This is a genomic window from Legionella sp. PATHC035, from assembly GCF_026191115.1.
Lineage (GTDB): Bacteria > Pseudomonadota > Gammaproteobacteria > Legionellales > Legionellaceae > Legionella.
On the sequence record NZ_JAPHOT010000001.1, the window covers coordinates 2,533,218 to 2,552,361 of the forward strand.

The window sequence follows — 19,144 nt, forward strand, 5'->3', positions numbered from 1 at the left end:
AGATCCCTTTTGGTTTGATGGAATTGAGTACTGTATCAATATTTTTTGAGAAAATACATTGATGAATTTATTTAAAAATTTTGGTATTAATTTTTAATTTTATAAAAATATGGTCTAGAATAATTTACATAAAGAATAATTTTAAAATAAGAAAAGGGGAATAACATGCTGAAAAAAATAATCATAGTTAGCATTTGTCTCTCCACACTTGGAATGTTGAGTTCCTGTGGAACTGTTCATGGTTTCGGACAAGACGTATCGCATGTGGGTAAAGACATTCAAAGAGCCTCACGATAATCATTTTTTCTCACTCCCTATAGCTAATCCTATAGGGAGTTTGTTTTGTGCTTGTGGCGCCAAATCTTCGTCGGTACTAGGAGCTCTATGATCACGCCTAGGTGCGAGTATTACTCTGACGGAAATGGATTGCTCGCCACGCGTTAAAAAATGGTTTATGCCTCCACAAATTATTTCGTTAAATTCTTTTGCTTCTTCGCCCACAAATTGAAGCGCACTGATTCTTCCCAAGCCGTATTTGGGGCATGGTGAAAAAATTTTAGCTTAGTTCAACTGTCATCTTGAAGTGTCCGTGTTTTTTCTTAAAAATTACATTGTGATGCAAAAAGAAGATTCTGGAACTTTAGGTTTGGGCGTTTTATTTTCGGTGTTAAATAACCCCAAACGCACAGAAGTAGATTTCATCGCGAATGGATTGGTAATCCCATCCCAAGGAGTATATTGCTCCATACTTTGAAAAAAACATAATTTAGGTGAAGATAAAAGAATTTTTTGATCGTATTTTTTACAAATTTGAAACAGCTCTCCTATTTTATTTTGGATTTCCTTAAAAACTTGCTCATCCTCAATTTCTTTATATCCATAAGCTAAAGTAATATGAAATACTCCAGGAACTTTGTTTTCCAGACCTAATTCTTTGGCGATCTGTTGAATCACTTTTTTTTGTTCTTCAGGTATGGATAAAATGAGCTGTAACCCAGAAAAATAGTCTATAGATTCAACTGAAATTGAGGGGGTAAAATTCAATTCAGACAGTTTTTTATTGATTTTTTGAAAAAATGGCAATTTTTTTGATATAAATGAAACCCAATCTTCCTCTGTTTCTTCTTTTGTATACAAATTACAGGTTGTCACATGATAACTTTGAGCTGGCAGAGGAGAAAAATAGTCGCAAAGCACGGGGGTGTTTTTAAGAAAATGATAAATCTCGTGCCATAGATTATGATTTGTTTGTCCTACATCAGCAATAATGGTAACCCCGGGAAATTCCAGATAGTTTCCTTGATCATCGATTTTATTCAGGATAGGCATAAATAATAGGTATCAGCATGTGGATCGGTTAATATTTTAGCTATCTTGCTAAGAGAAAACAACTTAACTTTTTCCAACCTGCATTTGTTTTTCAGTAACGACTTGATCCTCCATTAAATCATAAAATCTCTGAAGAGATATTAACTCAGGTTTGTGAGCGGAGTTATAATTTTTGAGTTCTTTTAGTGTCGCTTCAATAGTTGCTTTTGCCTGTTGCCAATCGCCTTTGCTGAGTTCTGTTATTGCATTGTTGAGATTTTTATTGAGTACTACTTGTCTTTGTGCACCTTGTCTAAAGAATGAAAAATATTCTGATTGAACTCGAGCATCATTTATAGTGATTATCTGCTGTAGTTTTTCCACTAACCTAAAACAATCGGCTGCATGATGTACGTCTTTTTTGGCAACGGCCAAAAGATTCTCTTTTAAATCATGGCTCAGTGTGGAACTGTTGATTAAGTCAGGTATCGATTCTTTATCAAAAGCTTTTTTCAGAACTTTTAATTCGTCTAGGACAGCAGTTTTGTTCAGCATTTGTTCGTTGTACGCTATTGCTTTATCCAATGCTTTATCGAAGGCATCCTGATTCGTGTTTAAAAATAATTCTTCTAAATCTAAAGTGTCAAAACCATCGATGTGAGCGAATTCTTGTTGCGTCTTAGGCAGACCGATTGGGGCAACAAACTCATGTAAGCTATGTCCTCCAGAATTAAACAATAAGGCAGAAACATAGAGTTTTAAAAAAGATCCCAATTTTTCTTTAGATGCTAAAAGAGTCTCGTCAGTCGCTTTTTGGATGTGCTTTATTACTTCTGGTGATACTTGGCCTTCCTTGATAAGCTCAGCAGCTTGCTCTAGAACCTCATTGGTTACTTTACCGGAATCCATAATACTGATAACCAGATCTATTTGATTTTTTTTCGTCGCTTCATCGAGCGGCTTGCTTTGCTCTCCATCATCATTAGGTTTTGCCAGGACATCCATAGAGTCTGCTAATTTCTTAAGCTCTTTTATTTTCGCTAAACCACGCAATTGGCAGAGCATGGTTCCTGATATAGAGTTTGAGAATGGATGAACTAAGCGAGAAAAATTATCTTGTACCCATTGAGCATTGGTATCATAAGTTGATTGATCGGAAGGTTTCAAAAACTCTTGGGTTTTGGCCATACGTGCTGGATCATCTACCGGTACTGGATCGCGATTTTGTAGGATACCAAGCGCACTTGTCGTTGTGGTATTGTGTACTACGCCTCGCGCGGTCTTTTGGGTAGAAGACTGCTTTTGTTTGGCTACTTTTCCTCTCTCCAGATAGATATCTTCACCATAAATGTCCAAAGGCAATAAATGGGGACCCTGTGAGGCAATAATCATCGCGACGTAAGCAGATGAGACTATTTCAATGATTTTTTGTCTTTGCTCATCAGAAAATTGACCGAATATTTCCTTGTTTCGTAGTTTTGTTAGATAATCAGCATATTCATGCTCTGTATCATCAGATGGAGTGTATCCTCCTTGCAAAACTTCTTCATATAGATCTGCGTAAGAACTATATGCGGTTCCCTTAATCGCGTCTAAATGTTGACTCATTTCATTCAATGTAAATTGTCCCAGTTGGCTACTTAAAGTTTCATAAGCCAAATGGGTCTCAAAATATCGACGGGAGCTGTCATTATTAATGTCCTCAGGGGATTTGGAGATCTGGAAGCCTGCCAATGCAGAGTCTTTGAGATACTGGTCAATTGCAGATCGAGAGTCTTCGTTTTTAGCACCCGCTAAATATAAGTGCTTTAATTCGTTAAATTTATCTTCATCATCGTGATATTTTGCAAGGAGAATTAATAATGCCTGCCCTACTGATATCTTCATAAACAGCCATTTATAAAAAAACACTCTTGTCTTTAATTAAAGCACATTTTTCAATTATTTTTCATTATTGGCTGAATATATTGATTTAAAAACTCATAATTCTGCTTGGGAGATTTCGGGTGATGCTTGGATTCTTCGGTTTTTTGCCCCCATTTCTCTCTTGCTAAATGGTTGCCAGTGCCATACAGGAATATCAAAATCATGTGCCTGAAATAACTCATTTAAATGAGAAATCAAGGCCTGCTTTTCTGGTAAATCAGGAGTGATTTGAATGGTGAAGTGATTTAAAGCCTGTTGCTGGATGGTGTAGTCATCAAATTGAAAAGGAAACGATGCCATTTTTTGACGAATCAAATCAGCAAAAATGGGAAATAATTGGTTATTTTGGGTTGCATAACAAATATCACCGACGCGACCTTCGATTCCTGCCAGCCGTGTAAAAATGCCATTTGATGGTTCTTCAATTAACACGTCATCCAAGCGGTAACGAATTATGGGTTGAGTTGTGCGCAGCAGATCAGTAATGATAGGAACAAATCGGCGTTCATCCAGCCATTCTTTTTCAATAATTAAATATTCTTCGTTCATTAATAAATGGTTATTTTCTTTATCACTGATAGCCAAAAAGCCTTCAGTGCATTGATAGACCTGTGCTACCTGACAATTAAAGGCCTTGCTTATAATTGCTTCATCACGTGGTTCTAATACTTCCGCAACCGCGAATATTTTTTCAGGGATAATTGATAAGCGATGCTTTTGCCTAGCCAAGGCCAGCAATACAGAGGCTGGTGCCGATAAAATGGTAGGTTGGATTTCATTCAAACGATCCAGATGTGTTTCGAAATGTTCAAGCAAATCAAAAAAATGAAATTGAATTTTTTTGCTTTTACTCAGGGTTGTATAAAGTTTGCTATTTGCCCTGAGAAAAAAAGCAATGCGCTCATTTTTCTTAAATCCTTCGGGTAAGGCTTTAGCCAGTAAAATCCCAGCCCAGGCATCGCGTTCTTTCGCATTGGCTAGGAATAAACCGCGATTTCCTGATGTTCCGGAAGAAAGTCCCACTGCGATGCCATTGATTAAAGCGGAGAAATCGCGGGTGTTTTCTGCTTTTAATGCCAGTTTCAAGGCGTGGTCTCTTTTAATGTTTGCGGTATTTATTTCATCAAAATGCTGCATCATTATTTTTTTATCGATAATTGGCCACTCGTTCAGGGGCTTATCCAGATAAGGTTGATAAAAAGAAGACTTGTACAAAGTAGACTTGACTAATTTTTTAAATCTTTTTTCCTGATAGGCAGACAATTGGTCACGCGATTTAAACCGTTTGCGAAGATAATGGGTTTTAAAATAGTAATAAAGCAGCCTCAGTATCATGGTTGATTCTCCAAAAGGCGAGCACGGATGTGTTGACAATGAGAAGGGATAATATCGATTTCATTATTGTTCTTAAAAAGCTGCTGCAATTTTCTAATGGTTTGCTGGTACGCTTCTTTATTATCATGAATTAAATAAGTCAGCTCACTTGGAAAAACGCCGTCCTTAAACGTTTCTTGATGCCAACAACTGTCTGCTACTAAGAACGTTTCTTGGGGCGCTTTAAAATACAGGCCGATTTGACCTTTGGCATGCCCCGGCAGAGGAATAGCAATAAGTTGTCCGTCATCAAACAGATCAAATCCAGTGGTAAAGGGCATTAGGTTCGTTTCGAGTCGTACTTCGTGTTCTAATACGACTAAACGTTGATAAAAATCTTTTGGCAGGAGCCCGGGTAAAAATCCCTGCAATAACGCTTTGATTCCTGTTTTATGGCGTATGTCGTTTACCGCTTCGGCATGACAGAATAAGCGTGCGTTAGGGAAGTCTTTTAAACCACCAATATGATCTGCATGGAAATGGGAAATCACAATCCCCTTGATCTCCGCGGCTTGAATATTTTTTTCCGCTAATTGTTCTTTAAGCGATTTTTTTAATGCCACGGGTGTTAACCGTCTGTAGATGGAATAAGGAAATTTTTGGGTTAGTGTGTAGAATCGATTGCTGTAGCCTGTATCAAAGAGGATGTATCCTTGCTTTGGGTGTTTTATTAAGGCACAAATTGCTGGATATTCGCGTTGCTTCCAACGCCCCTTTTTTAGGGTCATTCGCTCACAATGCCTGCAATAACCGGCTTCGAATAATTGATACTCTATCATGCTCTTTGATACCACGTTGCAAAACGTTCTATGCCTTGATTAATAGTGATCTTGGGTTGATAGCCCAAATCCATTTGTGCTGCTTCGATATTTAAAGTTTGCCCCATAGATAAAACTGCTGCACTGTAGCGAGTCAGCCGAGGCTCTTTTCCAGTCAATGAAAGGTGATATAGTTTTTCCATTGAGGCTGCATATATTTTTGCAAACGAGTAAGGAATAAATTTGGGTCGAAAAGGTTTTTGTAATGCGCTAAAAAGTTCAGAAAGAATCGTGATTAGAGCGCGGGGCTCAGCATTAGTTATATTGTATTTCTTGCCACAAAATCGTCGATCTGCTTGTGCTGCAAGCAGCAAACTGTCTACTACATTTTCGACATAAGTAATGTCGATTAGATTTTGTCCAGTACCAATAATGGGTAGAATGCCATTTTTTTCATTTTGAAGTATGCGGGGTAAAATGGCGCGATCATAGGGGCCGAAAATAGCTCGTGGCCGTAAGGTGATCACATTCAGATCGCGTTCTCTATAGGCTTTATCAATAAGGGATTCAGCGAGTAACTTGGTTTTTACGTAATAATTGGCGGGTTTCAGGGGTAATGAAGAGTCTTCCTTTATATTATGTTGTTCCGTGAAATTGAAGTAGATGCTTGGTGATGAAACATGAACTAATCGGGCATTTGGGGGCGTGGCTGCAATGACATGTTGTGTGCCGAGGACATTGGCGTTATAAAAGTCATTATATCGTCCCCAAGGGCTAGACAGCGCGGCACAGTGAAAAATGGTTTGGGCATTCTGTGCGATTTTTTTTAACTTTTCTTTATCGAGTAAGTCTACAGCAATGAATTGAGCACCGAATTGAGTGATCAATTTGCCAAGTTGTTTGTTGCGCCCCAGGGCGATGACTTCATAGCCGTCAGCTACTAATCGCTGAGTCAAGCTTAGTCCCAAACAACCTGTGGCACCAGTAACAACGCAGACCATATTCAATACTCCATAATTATGCCGCCAGCTGCTAAACCAGCACCGGTACCCATCAAGAGTACTAATTGTCCACGGTGTAATTGTTTGCTGTCAATTAAAGTGCTTAATGCAGTTGGGATGGATGCTGCAATTTGATTTCCATGATTGGAATAAATTGAGACAAATTTTTCAGTTGGAATATTCACCCTTTTTTGTATATGGCGCATCGCCAGCAAGCTTGCTTGATGAGGGATAAACCAATCAATATCACTGAGGGCTAAATTGGCTTTGCATAAAAGATTTTCCACCAGGCTATCGACTAATTTAGCGGCTAATTTAAATACTTTTTTACCATCCATATAAAACAGACCTTGATCTAAGTTCTTCAGTGGATTTTTTGCCGGTAAACGTGTACCACCTGCTTCAATTTGGCAAAAAGTCGCACCAATACTGTGCGTTTCATGATGTGATGATAAAATTCGATGTCTTCCATCGCTTTTTTCAAGGACACATGCTGCTGCTCCATCACCAAAAATGGTGCATGTTTCCATGTCCTGCCAGTTTAGCCCCGCTGAAGCAATGTCACTGGACACAATAAGTACTCGTTTATATCGCCCCCCCTCAATCAGATACGAGGCAATATCCAAGGCATTAATGAAGCTGAGGCACGTACTGTTGATATCAAAACAAGCAATTCCCGTTTGCCCCAGTCCTAATTGTTTTTGAATCAACGCAGAGGTACAAGGAATTGCCTGCTCACTCACCCCACAAGCACTGATGATGGCATCAAGCTCTGTGAGTTGAATATTGGCTTGCTGTACTGCAATCAATGCAGCTTGTGCTCCCATATAAGAAGTTGTTTCATCAGGGGAGGCAAAATGGCGTGAAATCAAGCCAGATTTTTTTTGTACACTTCCGGGGGGTAATTTTAGTTGGCTATCCAGTTCTGACGATAGAACTTTTTTTCGGGGTAAATAACGTCCCATTCCTGTAATTTTTACAGCAGGCATACTCAATTCCTTCATTGCTTCCATTGTGAAATTCGAAATGTTACAAAAATGGAAGATAATAGAGGGGCATTATACTGTGTGGCTATTTGTTAATCAAATATGGGATGTTGAAATTGATGTAACAATTTACACTGTCAACCCTTTTCAATCCATGATAAATTAACCATTATTCGTGGAATGATTCGCAAAGGATTGTGGTTAGTGTTTAACCTGAGACAACATGTAATCGTATTTATTTTGGTTTTGCTGAGTACCGTTTTGCAAACCTCGTGTAAGGTTGGCCCTAATTTTCAGTCACCCACGCCACCCAAAGTCAAAAGACTTACGGAAACACCACTACCCAAAAAAACGGTAGGTACTCGCGGTGCAGGTGGTCAAGCACAAGCTTTTATCACTAATGAGGACATTCCTCTATTGTGGTGGGAATTGTATCGTTCCCCTGAGATTAATCAGCTCATTCGTAAAGGCTTGGCACACAGCCCTAATTTAGCGGCAGCATCAGCTGCTTTGCGTCAAGCTCAGGAAAACTTAAAGGAACAAATTGGCAATTCAATGTTTCCTTCCGTCGATGTGACTAACCTCATGAAAACACAACGCTACTCCGGTGCCCAAATTGGTATCCCAAATGAAACCGCCATATTTACCATTTATTATACTTCATTTAATTTGTCTTATACTTTGGATGTTTTTGGTGGTGCGCGGCGTCAAATTGAAGCATTAGGTGCCCAGGTTGATTATCAGCAATTTCAAGTGATTGCTGCTTATTTGACCCTGACTGCTAATATCGTTACTACTTCAGTGGCTATCGCATCTTATCAAGCACAAATTGATGCAACTCTTGACCTTATTAAGGCGGAGCAGGGGATTCTTGATATTTTAAACAAGCAGTATCGTTTGGGAGGGGTGTCACAAGAAAATATATTGACACAACAAACCTTGCTTGAACAATCAAAAGCAACATTACCCCCATTACAAAAAAGTCTATCACAAGCCAAACATACCTTAGCGACACTCGTGGGCACATTTCCCGATGAACCCTTACCCGTTATTCGTTTAGACCGATTAAAATTGCCTGTTGAGTTACCGGTAAGCTTACCTTCGAATCTTGTTCGTCAACGGCCCGATGTGCGTGCATCGGAAGCATCGCTTCATCAGGCTTGCGCAAATATTGGCGTAGCAACAGCCAATTTATTTCCGCAATTTACTCTAAATGCCAATGAGGGATGGCTTGGTACTACCTTTTCAGGCCTTTACAGTGCAAAAAATAATGTGTGGTCTGTAGCGCCGCAGGTGATGCAACCTTTATTTCATGCAGGGGCATTACTGGCACAGCGACGTGCGGCGATCGCAGCCTATCAGCAAGCTTGGGCACAGTACCGACAAACTGTATTGCAGGCTTTTCAAAATGTAGCCGATGTTTTACGAGGTTTGGAAGTCGATGCGCGCACATTACAAGCGCAAATTAAGGCTGAAGATGCAGCACGCGCTTCCCTAAATCTCACGCTCAAACAATATCGGTTAGGTGGGGTAAGTTACATCAATTTATTAAACGCGCAACAGCAGTACCAACAGGCTCGAATTAATCGTATTCAGGCCCAAGCTACGCGTTACAGTGATACAGCCGCATTATTCCAGGCGTTAGGCGGGGGCTGGTGGCATAAACCTTGGTGTGTCAAAGAGTGTCTATGATGAAAGAGATATTTTTAAAAAAACAAATGATTATTATGTTGGTTGCAGTGGGCATTTTGTTTGGCTTGATTTTTGGCTGGAAGGCAATTGGTAACTATATGATGAGCCAATATTTTCTGCAGATGAAATCACCGGCAGTTACCGTGTCTACGATGAAAGTCGAAGCTTCCTTGTGGCAGCCTACTCTGAAATCAGTGGGCAGTATGCGTGCACGGCTCGGTGTGAATGTGACCACCGAGCTCGCGGGTATGGTGCAAACCATCTTGTTTACCCCAGGTGCCCTAGTCAAAAAGGGGGCGGTTTTGGCGCAATTAAATGCAGATGCCGAACAGGGGCAATTACGGTCCTTACAAGCACAGGTTGAATTAGCAAAAATTACCTATAAGCGTGATAAGGCACAATATGCGGTTCGTGCTGTGAGTAGGCAAACGGTAGATACTGATGAGTGGAATCTCAGGAATTTAGAGGCCCAAGTTGCCCAACAAGCCGCAACGGTTCAAAAAAAGACAATTCGCGCACCTTTTGCAGGTCAATTAGGTATCAACAACATTAATCCAGGACAATATCTTAACGTAGGGGACACGGTAACCACATTACAGGCGCTAGATCCACTTTATGCTGATTTTTATTTACCACAACAAGATTTAGCCCAATTAAAAGTGGGTCAAACTGTGAAGGTTGTTAGTGATACGTTTCCCGAGAAAGTATTTTTGGGAAAAATTACTACGATAGAACCTATTGTCGATAGTGCAACTCGTAATGTACAGGTAGAGGCGACTATCCCCAATCCTGATTATTTGTTGAAGCCAGGTATGTTTACACGTGTTGAAGTGGAAACTGGGGCAAAAGAAAGCCATCTAACCTTACCGCAATCAGCGATTAGTTTTAATCCCTATGGTGATATTGTTTTTTTGGTGAAACAAAGCGATCAAAAAGATAAGAATAATAAACCAATCCTTGTAGTCAAACAGGTTTTTGTTACGGTTGGCGAGACGAGGGGAGATCAAATTGCTGTGCTTAAAGGATTGCATGAGGGTGATATTGTGGTAACCAGTGGCCAGTTAAAACTTAAAAATGGAAGTCATGTTCTTATTAATAACAAGATACAGCCAAGTAATGAGGCATCGCCCAAAGTCGCTGAGCGGTAACAATGCAGTCCCAGTTTAGCTAACCTAATCCGGGGTGCTGAAGACATGAAATAAACTTACAAGTCCTGGTTCCGGCTGGTGTCTTCACCAAGCTACGATGAACTATGAAACGAGCAGTTTAGATAAAGAATAATCTAAGGATTAGAGAATGCGGTTTACCGATATTTTTATTAGAAGACCTGTACTGGCTACGGTGATTAGCTTGATGCTTTTAGCAATGGGCTTACGTTCTATTGGTTCTTTACCGGTAATGCAATATCCATTTACTGAAAATGCTATTGTTACTGTAACTACCACTTATACCGGTGCAGACCCAGATATTATTGCTGGTTTTATTACTACTCCACTGGAGAACTCCATTGCTCAAGCAAATGGAATTGATTACATGACTTCCATCAGCTCTCCGAGTACTAGTACGATTACAGTGAACCTTCTTCTCAATTATGATCCTCTAAAAGCGTTGTCCGACATTACAACTAAAGTGAATGCGGTACTGAATCAACTTCCCAAAAACGCACAAACACCCGTGATCACCGTTTCAGTAGGGCAAACCATTGATTCTATGTATATTGGCTTTTATAGCGATGAATTACCGATTAATAAAATTACCGACTATCTCATTCGGGTAGTACAGCCTAAATTACAGGCAGTTAACGGGGTTCAAAATGCCCAAATTCTGGGGAATCAAACGTTCGCCCTGCGCGCGTGGTTGGATCCCGTTAAACTTGCAGGATATGGAATTTCCGCAGCAGAAGTTGGAACTGCTCTGGCAAATAATAACTTTATTTCTGCAGTGGGCCGTACTGATGGGCAAATGTTCATCCAAAATCTTACAGCAGGTACTAATCTATCGGATGTAAACCAATTCAAGAAAATGGTTATTAAAGCTCAAAATGGGGCGATTATTCGTTTGGAAGACGTGGCTAATGTCAGCCTAGGGGCAGAAAATTATAATTCTGCAGTGAGTTTTGATGGACGAACAGCAGTATATATTGGGATTGTTGTAGCACCTTCAGCGAATCTTTTGACCGTAATCAATGAGATTAAAAAAATATTTCCCAGTATCCAGGAGCAATTCCCCCAAGGTCTACAGGGAAAAATAGTATATGATGCCAGTTTATTTGTTAATTCTTCGATAAATGAAGTAATCTTTTCCTTATTGGAGGCTTTTTTAATTGTAACTGCGGTCATTTTTATTTTTCTTGGCTCAATTCGCTCGGTGGCTATTCCTATAGTTGCTATTCCCTTATCTTTGATCGGAGCATTTTGGATGATGCTCATTTTGGGGTATTCAATTAACTTACTTACTTTGCTGGCCTTAGTTCTGGCTATAGGATTGGTAGTTGATGATGCAATTATTGTTGTTGAAAACGTCCAACGCCATATAGAGGAAGGGCAAACACGGTTTAAAGCCGCTCTACTAGGCGCGCGTGAGTTAGCGAATCCTATTATTGCGATTACGGTAGTTTTAATTGCTGTTTATTTACCCATTGGTTTTATGGGTGGCTTAACCGGTGCCTTATTTACCGAGTTTGCTTTTACACTCGCGGGTGCGGTTACTGTTTCGGCTATAATTGCATTAACTTTATCGCCAATGATGTGTTCCAAATTGCTTAAAATGGGAGATGGAGCGGCTAAAGGGCGTTTTATGACGTATGTCGATGATTCCTTTGCAAAGCTTGAGCATTTTTATCAACGAATTTTATCTGCTACATTAAATCACTTGTCAGTAGTTATTGTTTTTGCAATCATCATTCTCTTCAGTAATTATTTTCTTTTTATTACTTCAGAGACTGAGCTGGCCCCCCAAGAAGATATGGGTATTGTGATTGCTCAGGTGACTGCATCAGCAAACGCATCTCTTGCTCAAACACAACTTTCTGCCAATGCAGTGAATGACATTTTTAGAAAATTTCCAGAAACGGACCATATTTTCCAAGTTGATGGTTACCAAGGATTGAATACATCCATCATTGGTATGGTTTTAAAGCCTTGGGATGAACGCACACGAACCTCCAATGATTTAGAGCCCCTGGTGCAAAATGAGCTCAATAAAATTGCTGGAGCCAAGGTAGCAGCGTTTCAATTGCCTTCATTACCTGGAGGTGGAAGTGGATTGCCCATTCAATTTGTTATTACAACTACAGAAACGTTTGAAAAATTAAACATTGTGTTACAGCGTGTTTTAGAGAAAGCGGATGAGGCCGGTATTTTTGCTTATATTAATCCTGATCTCAAAATCGACCAAATACAGACAAAAATCAATTTAGATCGGGATAAAATATCTCAGTTTGGTTTGACCATGCAAGATCTTGGCGATGTATTTGGATCCGCCTTAAGTGAAGGTTACATCAATTATTTTGATTTAGCAGGCCGCTCCTATCAGGTTATTCCGCAAGTAATGCGGGCTACACGTTTAAACCCGGATCAAATATTGAATTATTACATAAAAACTTCTTCGGGAGCCTCAATACCTCTTGCCACGGTTGCTAATTTGCAAAGACAAGTTGTTCCTGAATCATTAAACCATTTTCAACAGCTTAATTCTGCCACAATTTCTGCGGTTGCCTTTCCGGGTGTCTCTATGGGCAAAGCGTTGGGTACCCTTGCCAATATTGCCAACCAAGTTCTCCCTCAAGGTTATTACATCGATTATGCGGCTCAATCACGTCAATACATTCAGGAAGGCTCCAGTCTGATTGTTACTTTTTTCTTTGCTCTAATCATTATCTTTTTATCGTTGTCAGCCTTATTTGAAAGTTTTCGTGATCCTCTTATTGTTTTGATTAGTGTGCCTATGTCGATTTGTGGAGCCATGATTTTTATCAGTTTAGGGATCGGTGATGCTACACTGAATATTTACAGTGAGGTGGGACTGGTTACCCTGATTGGGCTTATCAGCAAGCATGGTATTTTAATTGTACAATTTGCCAATGACTTGCAGGCAAGTGGGCAAAAAAAATTAGATGCCATAAGAGCTGCAGCGGCAATTCGATTGCGCCCTATTTTGATGACTACCGCGGCAATGGTTTTAGGTGTTATCCCATTGATTTTTGCTACAGGGGCCGGTGCTGAGAGCCGTTACAATATTGGTCTAGTCATCGCCACGGGAATTTCGATAGGAACCTTGTTTACGCTTTTTGTGGTGCCTTCAATGTATGTGTTATTAGCGGCAGATCATACAGAAATAGCTGCAGCAGAGCATTTAGAAGATGAAGAATCGTTGGGTTAAATCAAATCAAGCAGAGGGAGTGGCGACAGGCATTGCTGGCGCTTCATATCTTTTTGCATCGGCATCTTGAGCCGTTTTTGCAGCAAATAGGCCAAGTCGTTGAGTTAACGCATTGGTTTCAGGTGGATTGTGCAGAGCATCATGGATATTATCCAGGAGTTTTTGTCGAGTTGGTGTATATAAATTCAACGCTTCAAGCAGGGATAAAAAACACATTTTTAAGTAAGTCCAACTAAACGTATCCACTTGCTTATGCTCGAGCATTATTCTTGAAAAATTGGGATTTTCAACCTGTTCTCTTATTTTTTGTATGCGTTCTGGTACCTTTAACGTTTTATTCCGGGCAATTTCATCTAAAAGGCGAATGCACTTTGATTTTTTAAATAAAGTTTCTTTGTTTTCAAATATTGAAGTTCTATTGCGGGTTGCCGCTTTTAAATCTTTGAAATAAGTTTTAAATTGAGCCAAAGCCACTTGTACCGTATCAAGATGATAATATTCAGCGTAGAATTTTTTCTCGAATTTACTGATTTCTATTTCCAACAGCTTTTCGATACTTCGGTCAATATTCTTAGAAACTTTTGCTTTTGCGATTATTTCATCTTTGAGTGTCATTAAATAGGCTTTAAGTTCAGCAATGTATTCTTCATCAGTAAATTGTAAGTCTATGGGATTACACTTTGCTTCCAGATTTTTGTCGAATGATTCAGTAGTATACTCTTCAATGAAAGCCAGTTTTTCTTGCTCTTCGATTGGCTCTAAACTCTTGAGATAAACTAAATGCTCTTCTGATGTAGCTAGCCGCATTTGATGCGTTGCTTTTAAACCCAGGTAATAGTGATGGCTAGCAACGATTAACGCTTCGATTTCAGTAAAATGAGGATCATACGCTTTAAGTCCAGAATTACATAGCCCATCTAGCGTATGATGTTCAGGGTATGGGCTAGGAGCGATTTCGACCTTTTTATTCCGTTTCAGTTGCGCTAGTTTGGGTAGTGCTTTTTTATAAGCAGCACATAACTCAATTTTTGCTTGAGTTGACTCAAGTTGGGGCTTGTGAGGGGCAATATCAAAAAGCTCAAGTGGGGTAGTAACTTGAAGATACCAGTAGTATAGATTTTCAATATCTTTGTAGTCTTTATCTATTTTCTTGAGATATTTTTGGTTTCTCTTGATCTGTTTTGTAGCCAGACTAATTCTTTTCTCTAGGGGCTCTTTATCATATATTAATCCGATACGCGTTTTGGAATCCAAACTACTCAGTGGCAGTGGATGCAGTAAGCCTTTAAAAAATTCATTAGTGATTTGCCTTAAGGGACCGGATAAAATTCCTGGGGAGAGTCCTAATCGGTTTTCCCAGTGATCTGCCTCTAGAAGCATGGGCGTAAATATGCTTGAGCGGATCTTCTCCATGTTATCCATTATGGCGTCATGAGAAGTGCTGGTAAATTCATTAAGCTTTGCTGTGAGTTCCTGGTAAAGAAAAATCATATTGGCTGATTGTAGGAACAATTTAACATAGGAATTAGAATCATTAATCAAACTTTCTATAATTAAAGTTGATTTTTTCGCACGAAAATGTAACTCAGCAAGTTCTTCAGTAGTCAGATAATTGGTATTATTTAAGGCGCGAATGTGTTTAGGGCTGATATAAAAGGCATTGAGAATATACCAAAGTGCGTTGTATTGGACTTTATCAGGTCCGTAAGAGACTTGTTCCGGTGCTACTTGGTATGCATCCGAATGCTCCTGGAATGTAGCATAAAGATCCTGAGCCTTATTCAGTAAATCACGAGCTATGAATCCTAAGTGCGGATCTTCAGCCAAACGCTGTGCTGACTTAATGATTTCATTGAGATGCCCGTAGGCCTGTAATAAATAGCGTACGTATTGAGTTTTAAAACTTTGATTATTTAAATTTTCTAACTCATGAACAATTCCTTCCAAATGAAACAAACTGTTAAAAATGTCTTTTAATGCACAGACTTGTCTGCTTTGACTCAATCTCTTGTTATTATCCTCCATTTCAGGGAATGGTACTGCCGACTGAGGGAACACAGTCTGCACGGCATCATTCAATATTGCTGTGGGTGAAAGATCCATGTTTTTTGGGGGTACATAGAGAGTTAATGCCGCCTGCATTGGATGGTTAAATAGTTTCGTTACCTCAAATAAAGATTGTCTGAATGCATGAATGCATTTCGAGTAATTAGTATGTTGGATAACAAAGTGTTCTCTACCTGTTTTGGGATCGGGTTTGAGTTCTACTGCATCATTTTCGAGAGTAAATTTCTCTTCAGCTAAGTTATAAAAACGTTCCTTTCTTCGTTTCCATTCTTTAGTGACACGAATAAAGGTTTCCCTGAAATGGTCTTTTAATCCCAAGAACATTAGAACAGGTGGAGCATCCCTGCGAAATATCGTTCTGTTTGATAAACTGGCAACCAAATATTTATCAAAATTTAACGCATCTTCTCTCTGTTCGGGGGGGAGGGCACAAATTAAGTAAGGTTGAAAAATACTATATAAATTGCGGAGTTGAGCTTTTACTCCTGGCTCAAGAGAACTTAACAACGATATATTTTTTCGAATTTTAGGGTTCTCTTTTATTGCTTTATGAAGCAACTCGAGAAATTGAGAATACGCATTGGCCACAACTAGGAATTTATTATGCTTATTTTGATACCATTGGTAGATTTCAAGAGCTTGATCCGAATTTAATTGATCAAGATTTTGCAGCAATTTATCGTCTTCTACTTGTTTAAAATGCAGTTTTGCATCTTTTGCTCGTTTACTCTTCAGGGCCTCCGATTCTTTTTCATCAAGAAATCGAGCTTTAGCAAAATCATAATAAGTTTGGCTTTTATCCTGCCATTTGGCCAAGGAGTCCTGGGTGTGTTTATCCAATTGTAAAAACAGGGATACAGGGGGGGCTTCTAATATTTCGACTGGCTTATTGGCAAGAAATGCAGCCAAATATTTTTCAAAATTTTGAGCAGCCTCTTTAAGCTCTGAGGGTATACCCAGTTTAAAATAGGGCTGGAAGACTTGAAATAACTCGAGACACTTACTTTTTGTCTCGGCATCAAAACTGGTTAACAGCAAGTTATTACCGTAGAGCTGGGGTTTTTCTTCGATCTGTTTTTTTACTATTTGAGAAAATTGTGTGTAGGCGGTACGAATTTTCTGGAACTCATCTTTATTGAACCACTCAAAATTGATGTAATCAAAAAAGCTTTGGATATTTTTATCCAGACTGAGAAAAGAACTCTTTAGGGGGATATCGGTAATCGGATTCTGTGCAAACAAATCGGCTAAATAGAGTTCAAGATTTTTTGCTGAGTCTTTAAACTCAGTGGAGGTCATAGAGCCCAAGTACGGTTGAAACACTTTAAATAATTGCTGACACTCTGCTTTTACAGCTTCATCGAGTTTGCTTAGATCCAAATTTTTTTCATAGAGCGTTGGTTTTGCGGCGATTTGTTCTTTTACTAGATGGACAAAACGCAAATAAGCAGATTGGATCTGTATAAATCCTCTTTTACCAATCTTTGATGTTTTATCTTGCTCTGACTCAACTTGTAACGGTATTGATTCATCGACCGTATACACATTCGCTTTTTCACCATAAGGAAATAAAACTAAATTGGCTTTTTTGTGCACCGAATCAATAAGGTTTTTATTTAATTTAATATGAAAGACCTTACTGTTTTCATCTTTAGTAATTAAATTCTTTAACGCCTTTTCTTTTTCCAGAACAAAACTGATATGGTCTGAAGGAAGCTGTCTTTTTAATTTGCGTATGCTCGAGCCCATAAAAGAGTACCAACCTTCTTTTTCAGGGCCTGTTAATCTCGAGATTATGAGTTCATTTAAATCGATGTCGAGTTGGGCCATATAAGGCTTAATAAGCTTATAGTGTTTTATGAGCTCTTCTTTAACCTCTGGGGGGAGTTGATACAAACGAAGATTGCTATAGCGAGGATCTTGTAACAGCTCAAAAAATTCTTTACATGCGGTATTTGCTTTTTTAATTTTATATAATGATTTATTGTCTTTATCGATCCTTTTATACGTCATTTCTAATCTTAATTCGATAAAGCGCGGATCTTCTATTTCCAGTAAATCTGCTCCTTTCTCTTTAAAATCAATTGCCTTTTGGGGCAGGTAAAGTATTTTTTCGTATAAAACTTTGATTTTTTCCATTAAAGGAACAGACAAAGTGCCAGGTTTTAGCATGGCGTTGTCTTCAATTTTATCAACAAAACCAAATAAAGTGGGTAACAAGCTGTACTTTAGCTGCGCTAATTTATCGCGAACTAGATCTTGAGATGATTCACTGAGCTCTCCAATTTGTTCTAAAGTGCTCATCGATAAAGTAATTAGATTACTGATTATGTGGATATAATTTAAGAATTTAAATGAAATAAAAAAGCGGTTTCCTTTTAAATTTTCGATATCATTCAAAAGGCTTAGTGCCGCTTTTTGCAGCTCAGCCAGCTTTTCCTGGTTCAGTTTAGGTTCTGATTTTTTTATTTGTGAAGAATATTGTTCTATGTAATGAGTTAATTTATCAATATAACTCGGTAACACGGCACTGAACTGAGTCAGAAAATTATAGTCTACATTACTACTAATGGGCCGCAGTTGATCGACGGTGATTCCAGCTACTTCCCCTATTTGCGATGCTAATGGCATAGGGTTGAGTGCTTTGACAAACGCCTTTTGTTCTTTAGCATGGTTCTCTGCAAACGCTTGAATTTGACTGAATACAGGCAAAATAAGCGCTAACTCCTCATTAAACATGTCTCTCAGATCAACGTCTAAATGAGTCGCTAGATAGCTTGCTTCATAAGCTGAATTAATTGTTTTACTGTAGAGTAAACTCAGATCAGTATAGCTGCGCTTAAGATCTCTGACATCAATATTTTCCAAATCTAAAAAAGTAAGACGCGCGTGATAGAGTGCATTGATAAGTTTTTTAATTTGAGAAATATTATCAGGATCGAGATCATAGTTGCTAAAAGGAGCCCACTCGAGATGACCATTCCTTGAGGCCGCTGATAATACACGAGCTCTAAATGCATCGAGTGTAAAAGGAAGGGTGTGATTTCTGCTTGATGTAATTTTAAGAATTTCGGGCATATAAGGCTCAAGGTCCTTGGGTGCAAAACCTGAGCGTAAGTTAATCTGTAATTCTTCCTTTTTTATTACCGATGTGATCAATTTTCCTTGTGGGTCAATAACGGTATATTCCAGGCCGGCATCAATTATCCGGGCGTAAAAAGAACCTTTTTCAGGGACTAAGCCGCTGGTCATTAAGCCAATGTTGTATTTAAAAGGGACTGGTGCGTCGAGCTCTGTTAAAACAACATCTTTAACCCGCTCTTCGCCGGGAGTGATTACTGAATAGGCAATTTTACCATTTTTTTCCCTTATGTAGATGTGTTTCTCTTTTAATTCGGTTTCATCCGACATGAAACAAAGCCCGTAGCGAGGAAAATAAGGAACTATTAGAGGACTCACATGTTTGCTGTATAGAATGTCAAAAATTTTAGTGTCAATTTGCTCCAGTATTTTAGATATCTGGTTTTTCTTAAATGACTCTAATAATTTTACATATTCTTCAAATATCATTTACAGTAGCCTAATCATTAATTATTTTATTGGGCATTACTAAGTCGGTACTAATAATACCTCAATTTGGCAATATTTTCGA

11 protein-coding genes are annotated in these 19,144 nt (G+C 38.9%); 4 read left to right on the plus strand and 7 right to left on the minus strand.

The genetic code is table 11. The features are described from left to right. Positions 1-165: 165 nt before the first annotated feature. A complete protein-coding gene (locus OQJ13_RS11235; protein ID WP_081776882.1) occupies positions 166-297 on the plus strand; it encodes an entericidin A/B family lipoprotein in 132 nt (43 codons plus the stop codon). Positions 298-606: 309 nt separating this feature from the next. Here OQJ13_RS11235 and OQJ13_RS11240 read toward each other — a convergent pair whose 3' ends face one another. From OQJ13_RS11240 to OQJ13_RS11265, 6 genes are all read right to left on the minus strand, one after another. After that, the gene (locus OQJ13_RS11240; protein ID WP_265710905.1) at positions 607-1,329 is read right to left on the minus strand and encodes a DUF1868 domain-containing protein; all 723 of its coding nucleotides are present in this window, start codon (positions 1,327-1,329) and stop codon (positions 607-609) included. A gap of 63 nt (positions 1,330-1,392) precedes the next feature. Beyond that, entirely contained in the window at positions 1,393-3,195 is a 1,803-nt protein-coding gene (locus OQJ13_RS11245) for a hypothetical protein (protein ID WP_265710906.1), read from the minus strand. A 93-nt stretch (positions 3,196-3,288) separates the two neighbouring features. Continuing rightward, positions 3,289-4,569: a F390 synthetase-related protein gene (locus OQJ13_RS11250; protein WP_265710907.1), complete on the minus strand. Its 1,281-nt coding sequence runs from the start codon at positions 4,567-4,569 to the stop codon at positions 3,289-3,291. Then, complete coding sequence (locus tag OQJ13_RS11255) at positions 4,566-5,387, minus strand: MBL fold metallo-hydrolase (protein WP_265710908.1); 822 nt, start codon at positions 5,385-5,387, stop codon at positions 4,566-4,568. The genes OQJ13_RS11250 and OQJ13_RS11255 overlap by 4 nt, the downstream gene beginning before the upstream one ends. Next, a complete protein-coding gene (locus tag OQJ13_RS11260) occupies positions 5,384-6,367 on the minus strand; it encodes an NAD-dependent epimerase/dehydratase family protein (protein ID WP_265710909.1) in 984 nt (327 codons plus the stop codon). The genes OQJ13_RS11255 and OQJ13_RS11260 overlap by 4 nt, the downstream gene beginning before the upstream one ends. Before the next feature lie 2 nt (positions 6,368-6,369). After that, positions 6,370-7,356, minus strand: a complete 987-nt coding sequence (locus tag OQJ13_RS11265; RefSeq protein WP_265710910.1) for a beta-ketoacyl-ACP synthase III — start codon at positions 7,354-7,356, stop codon at positions 6,370-6,372. 201 nt (positions 7,357-7,557) lie between these two features. On the opposite strand from OQJ13_RS11265, the gene OQJ13_RS11270 reads away from it, so the two are divergent. From OQJ13_RS11270 to OQJ13_RS11280, 3 genes are all read left to right on the plus strand, one after another. Further along, on the plus strand, positions 7,558-9,045 hold the full coding sequence (locus OQJ13_RS11270) for an efflux transporter outer membrane subunit (protein WP_265710911.1): 1,488 nt from the start codon (positions 7,558-7,560) through the stop codon (positions 9,043-9,045). After that, positions 9,045-10,193 (plus strand): efflux RND transporter periplasmic adaptor subunit, encoded by a 1,149-nt coding sequence (locus OQJ13_RS11275; RefSeq protein WP_265711933.1) that lies wholly within the window; start codon positions 9,045-9,047, stop codon positions 10,191-10,193. The genes OQJ13_RS11270 and OQJ13_RS11275 overlap by 1 nt, the downstream gene beginning before the upstream one ends. A gap of 148 nt (positions 10,194-10,341) precedes the next feature. Continuing rightward, complete coding sequence (locus tag OQJ13_RS11280; RefSeq protein WP_265710912.1) at positions 10,342-13,425, plus strand: efflux RND transporter permease subunit; 3,084 nt, start codon at positions 10,342-10,344, stop codon at positions 13,423-13,425. Positions 13,426-13,431: 6 nt separating this feature from the next. Here OQJ13_RS11280 and OQJ13_RS11285 read toward each other — a convergent pair whose 3' ends face one another. After that, entirely contained in the window at positions 13,432-19,062 is a 5,631-nt protein-coding gene (locus tag OQJ13_RS11285) for an SdhA (protein WP_265710913.1), read from the minus strand. Positions 19,063-19,144 lie beyond the last annotated feature (82 nt).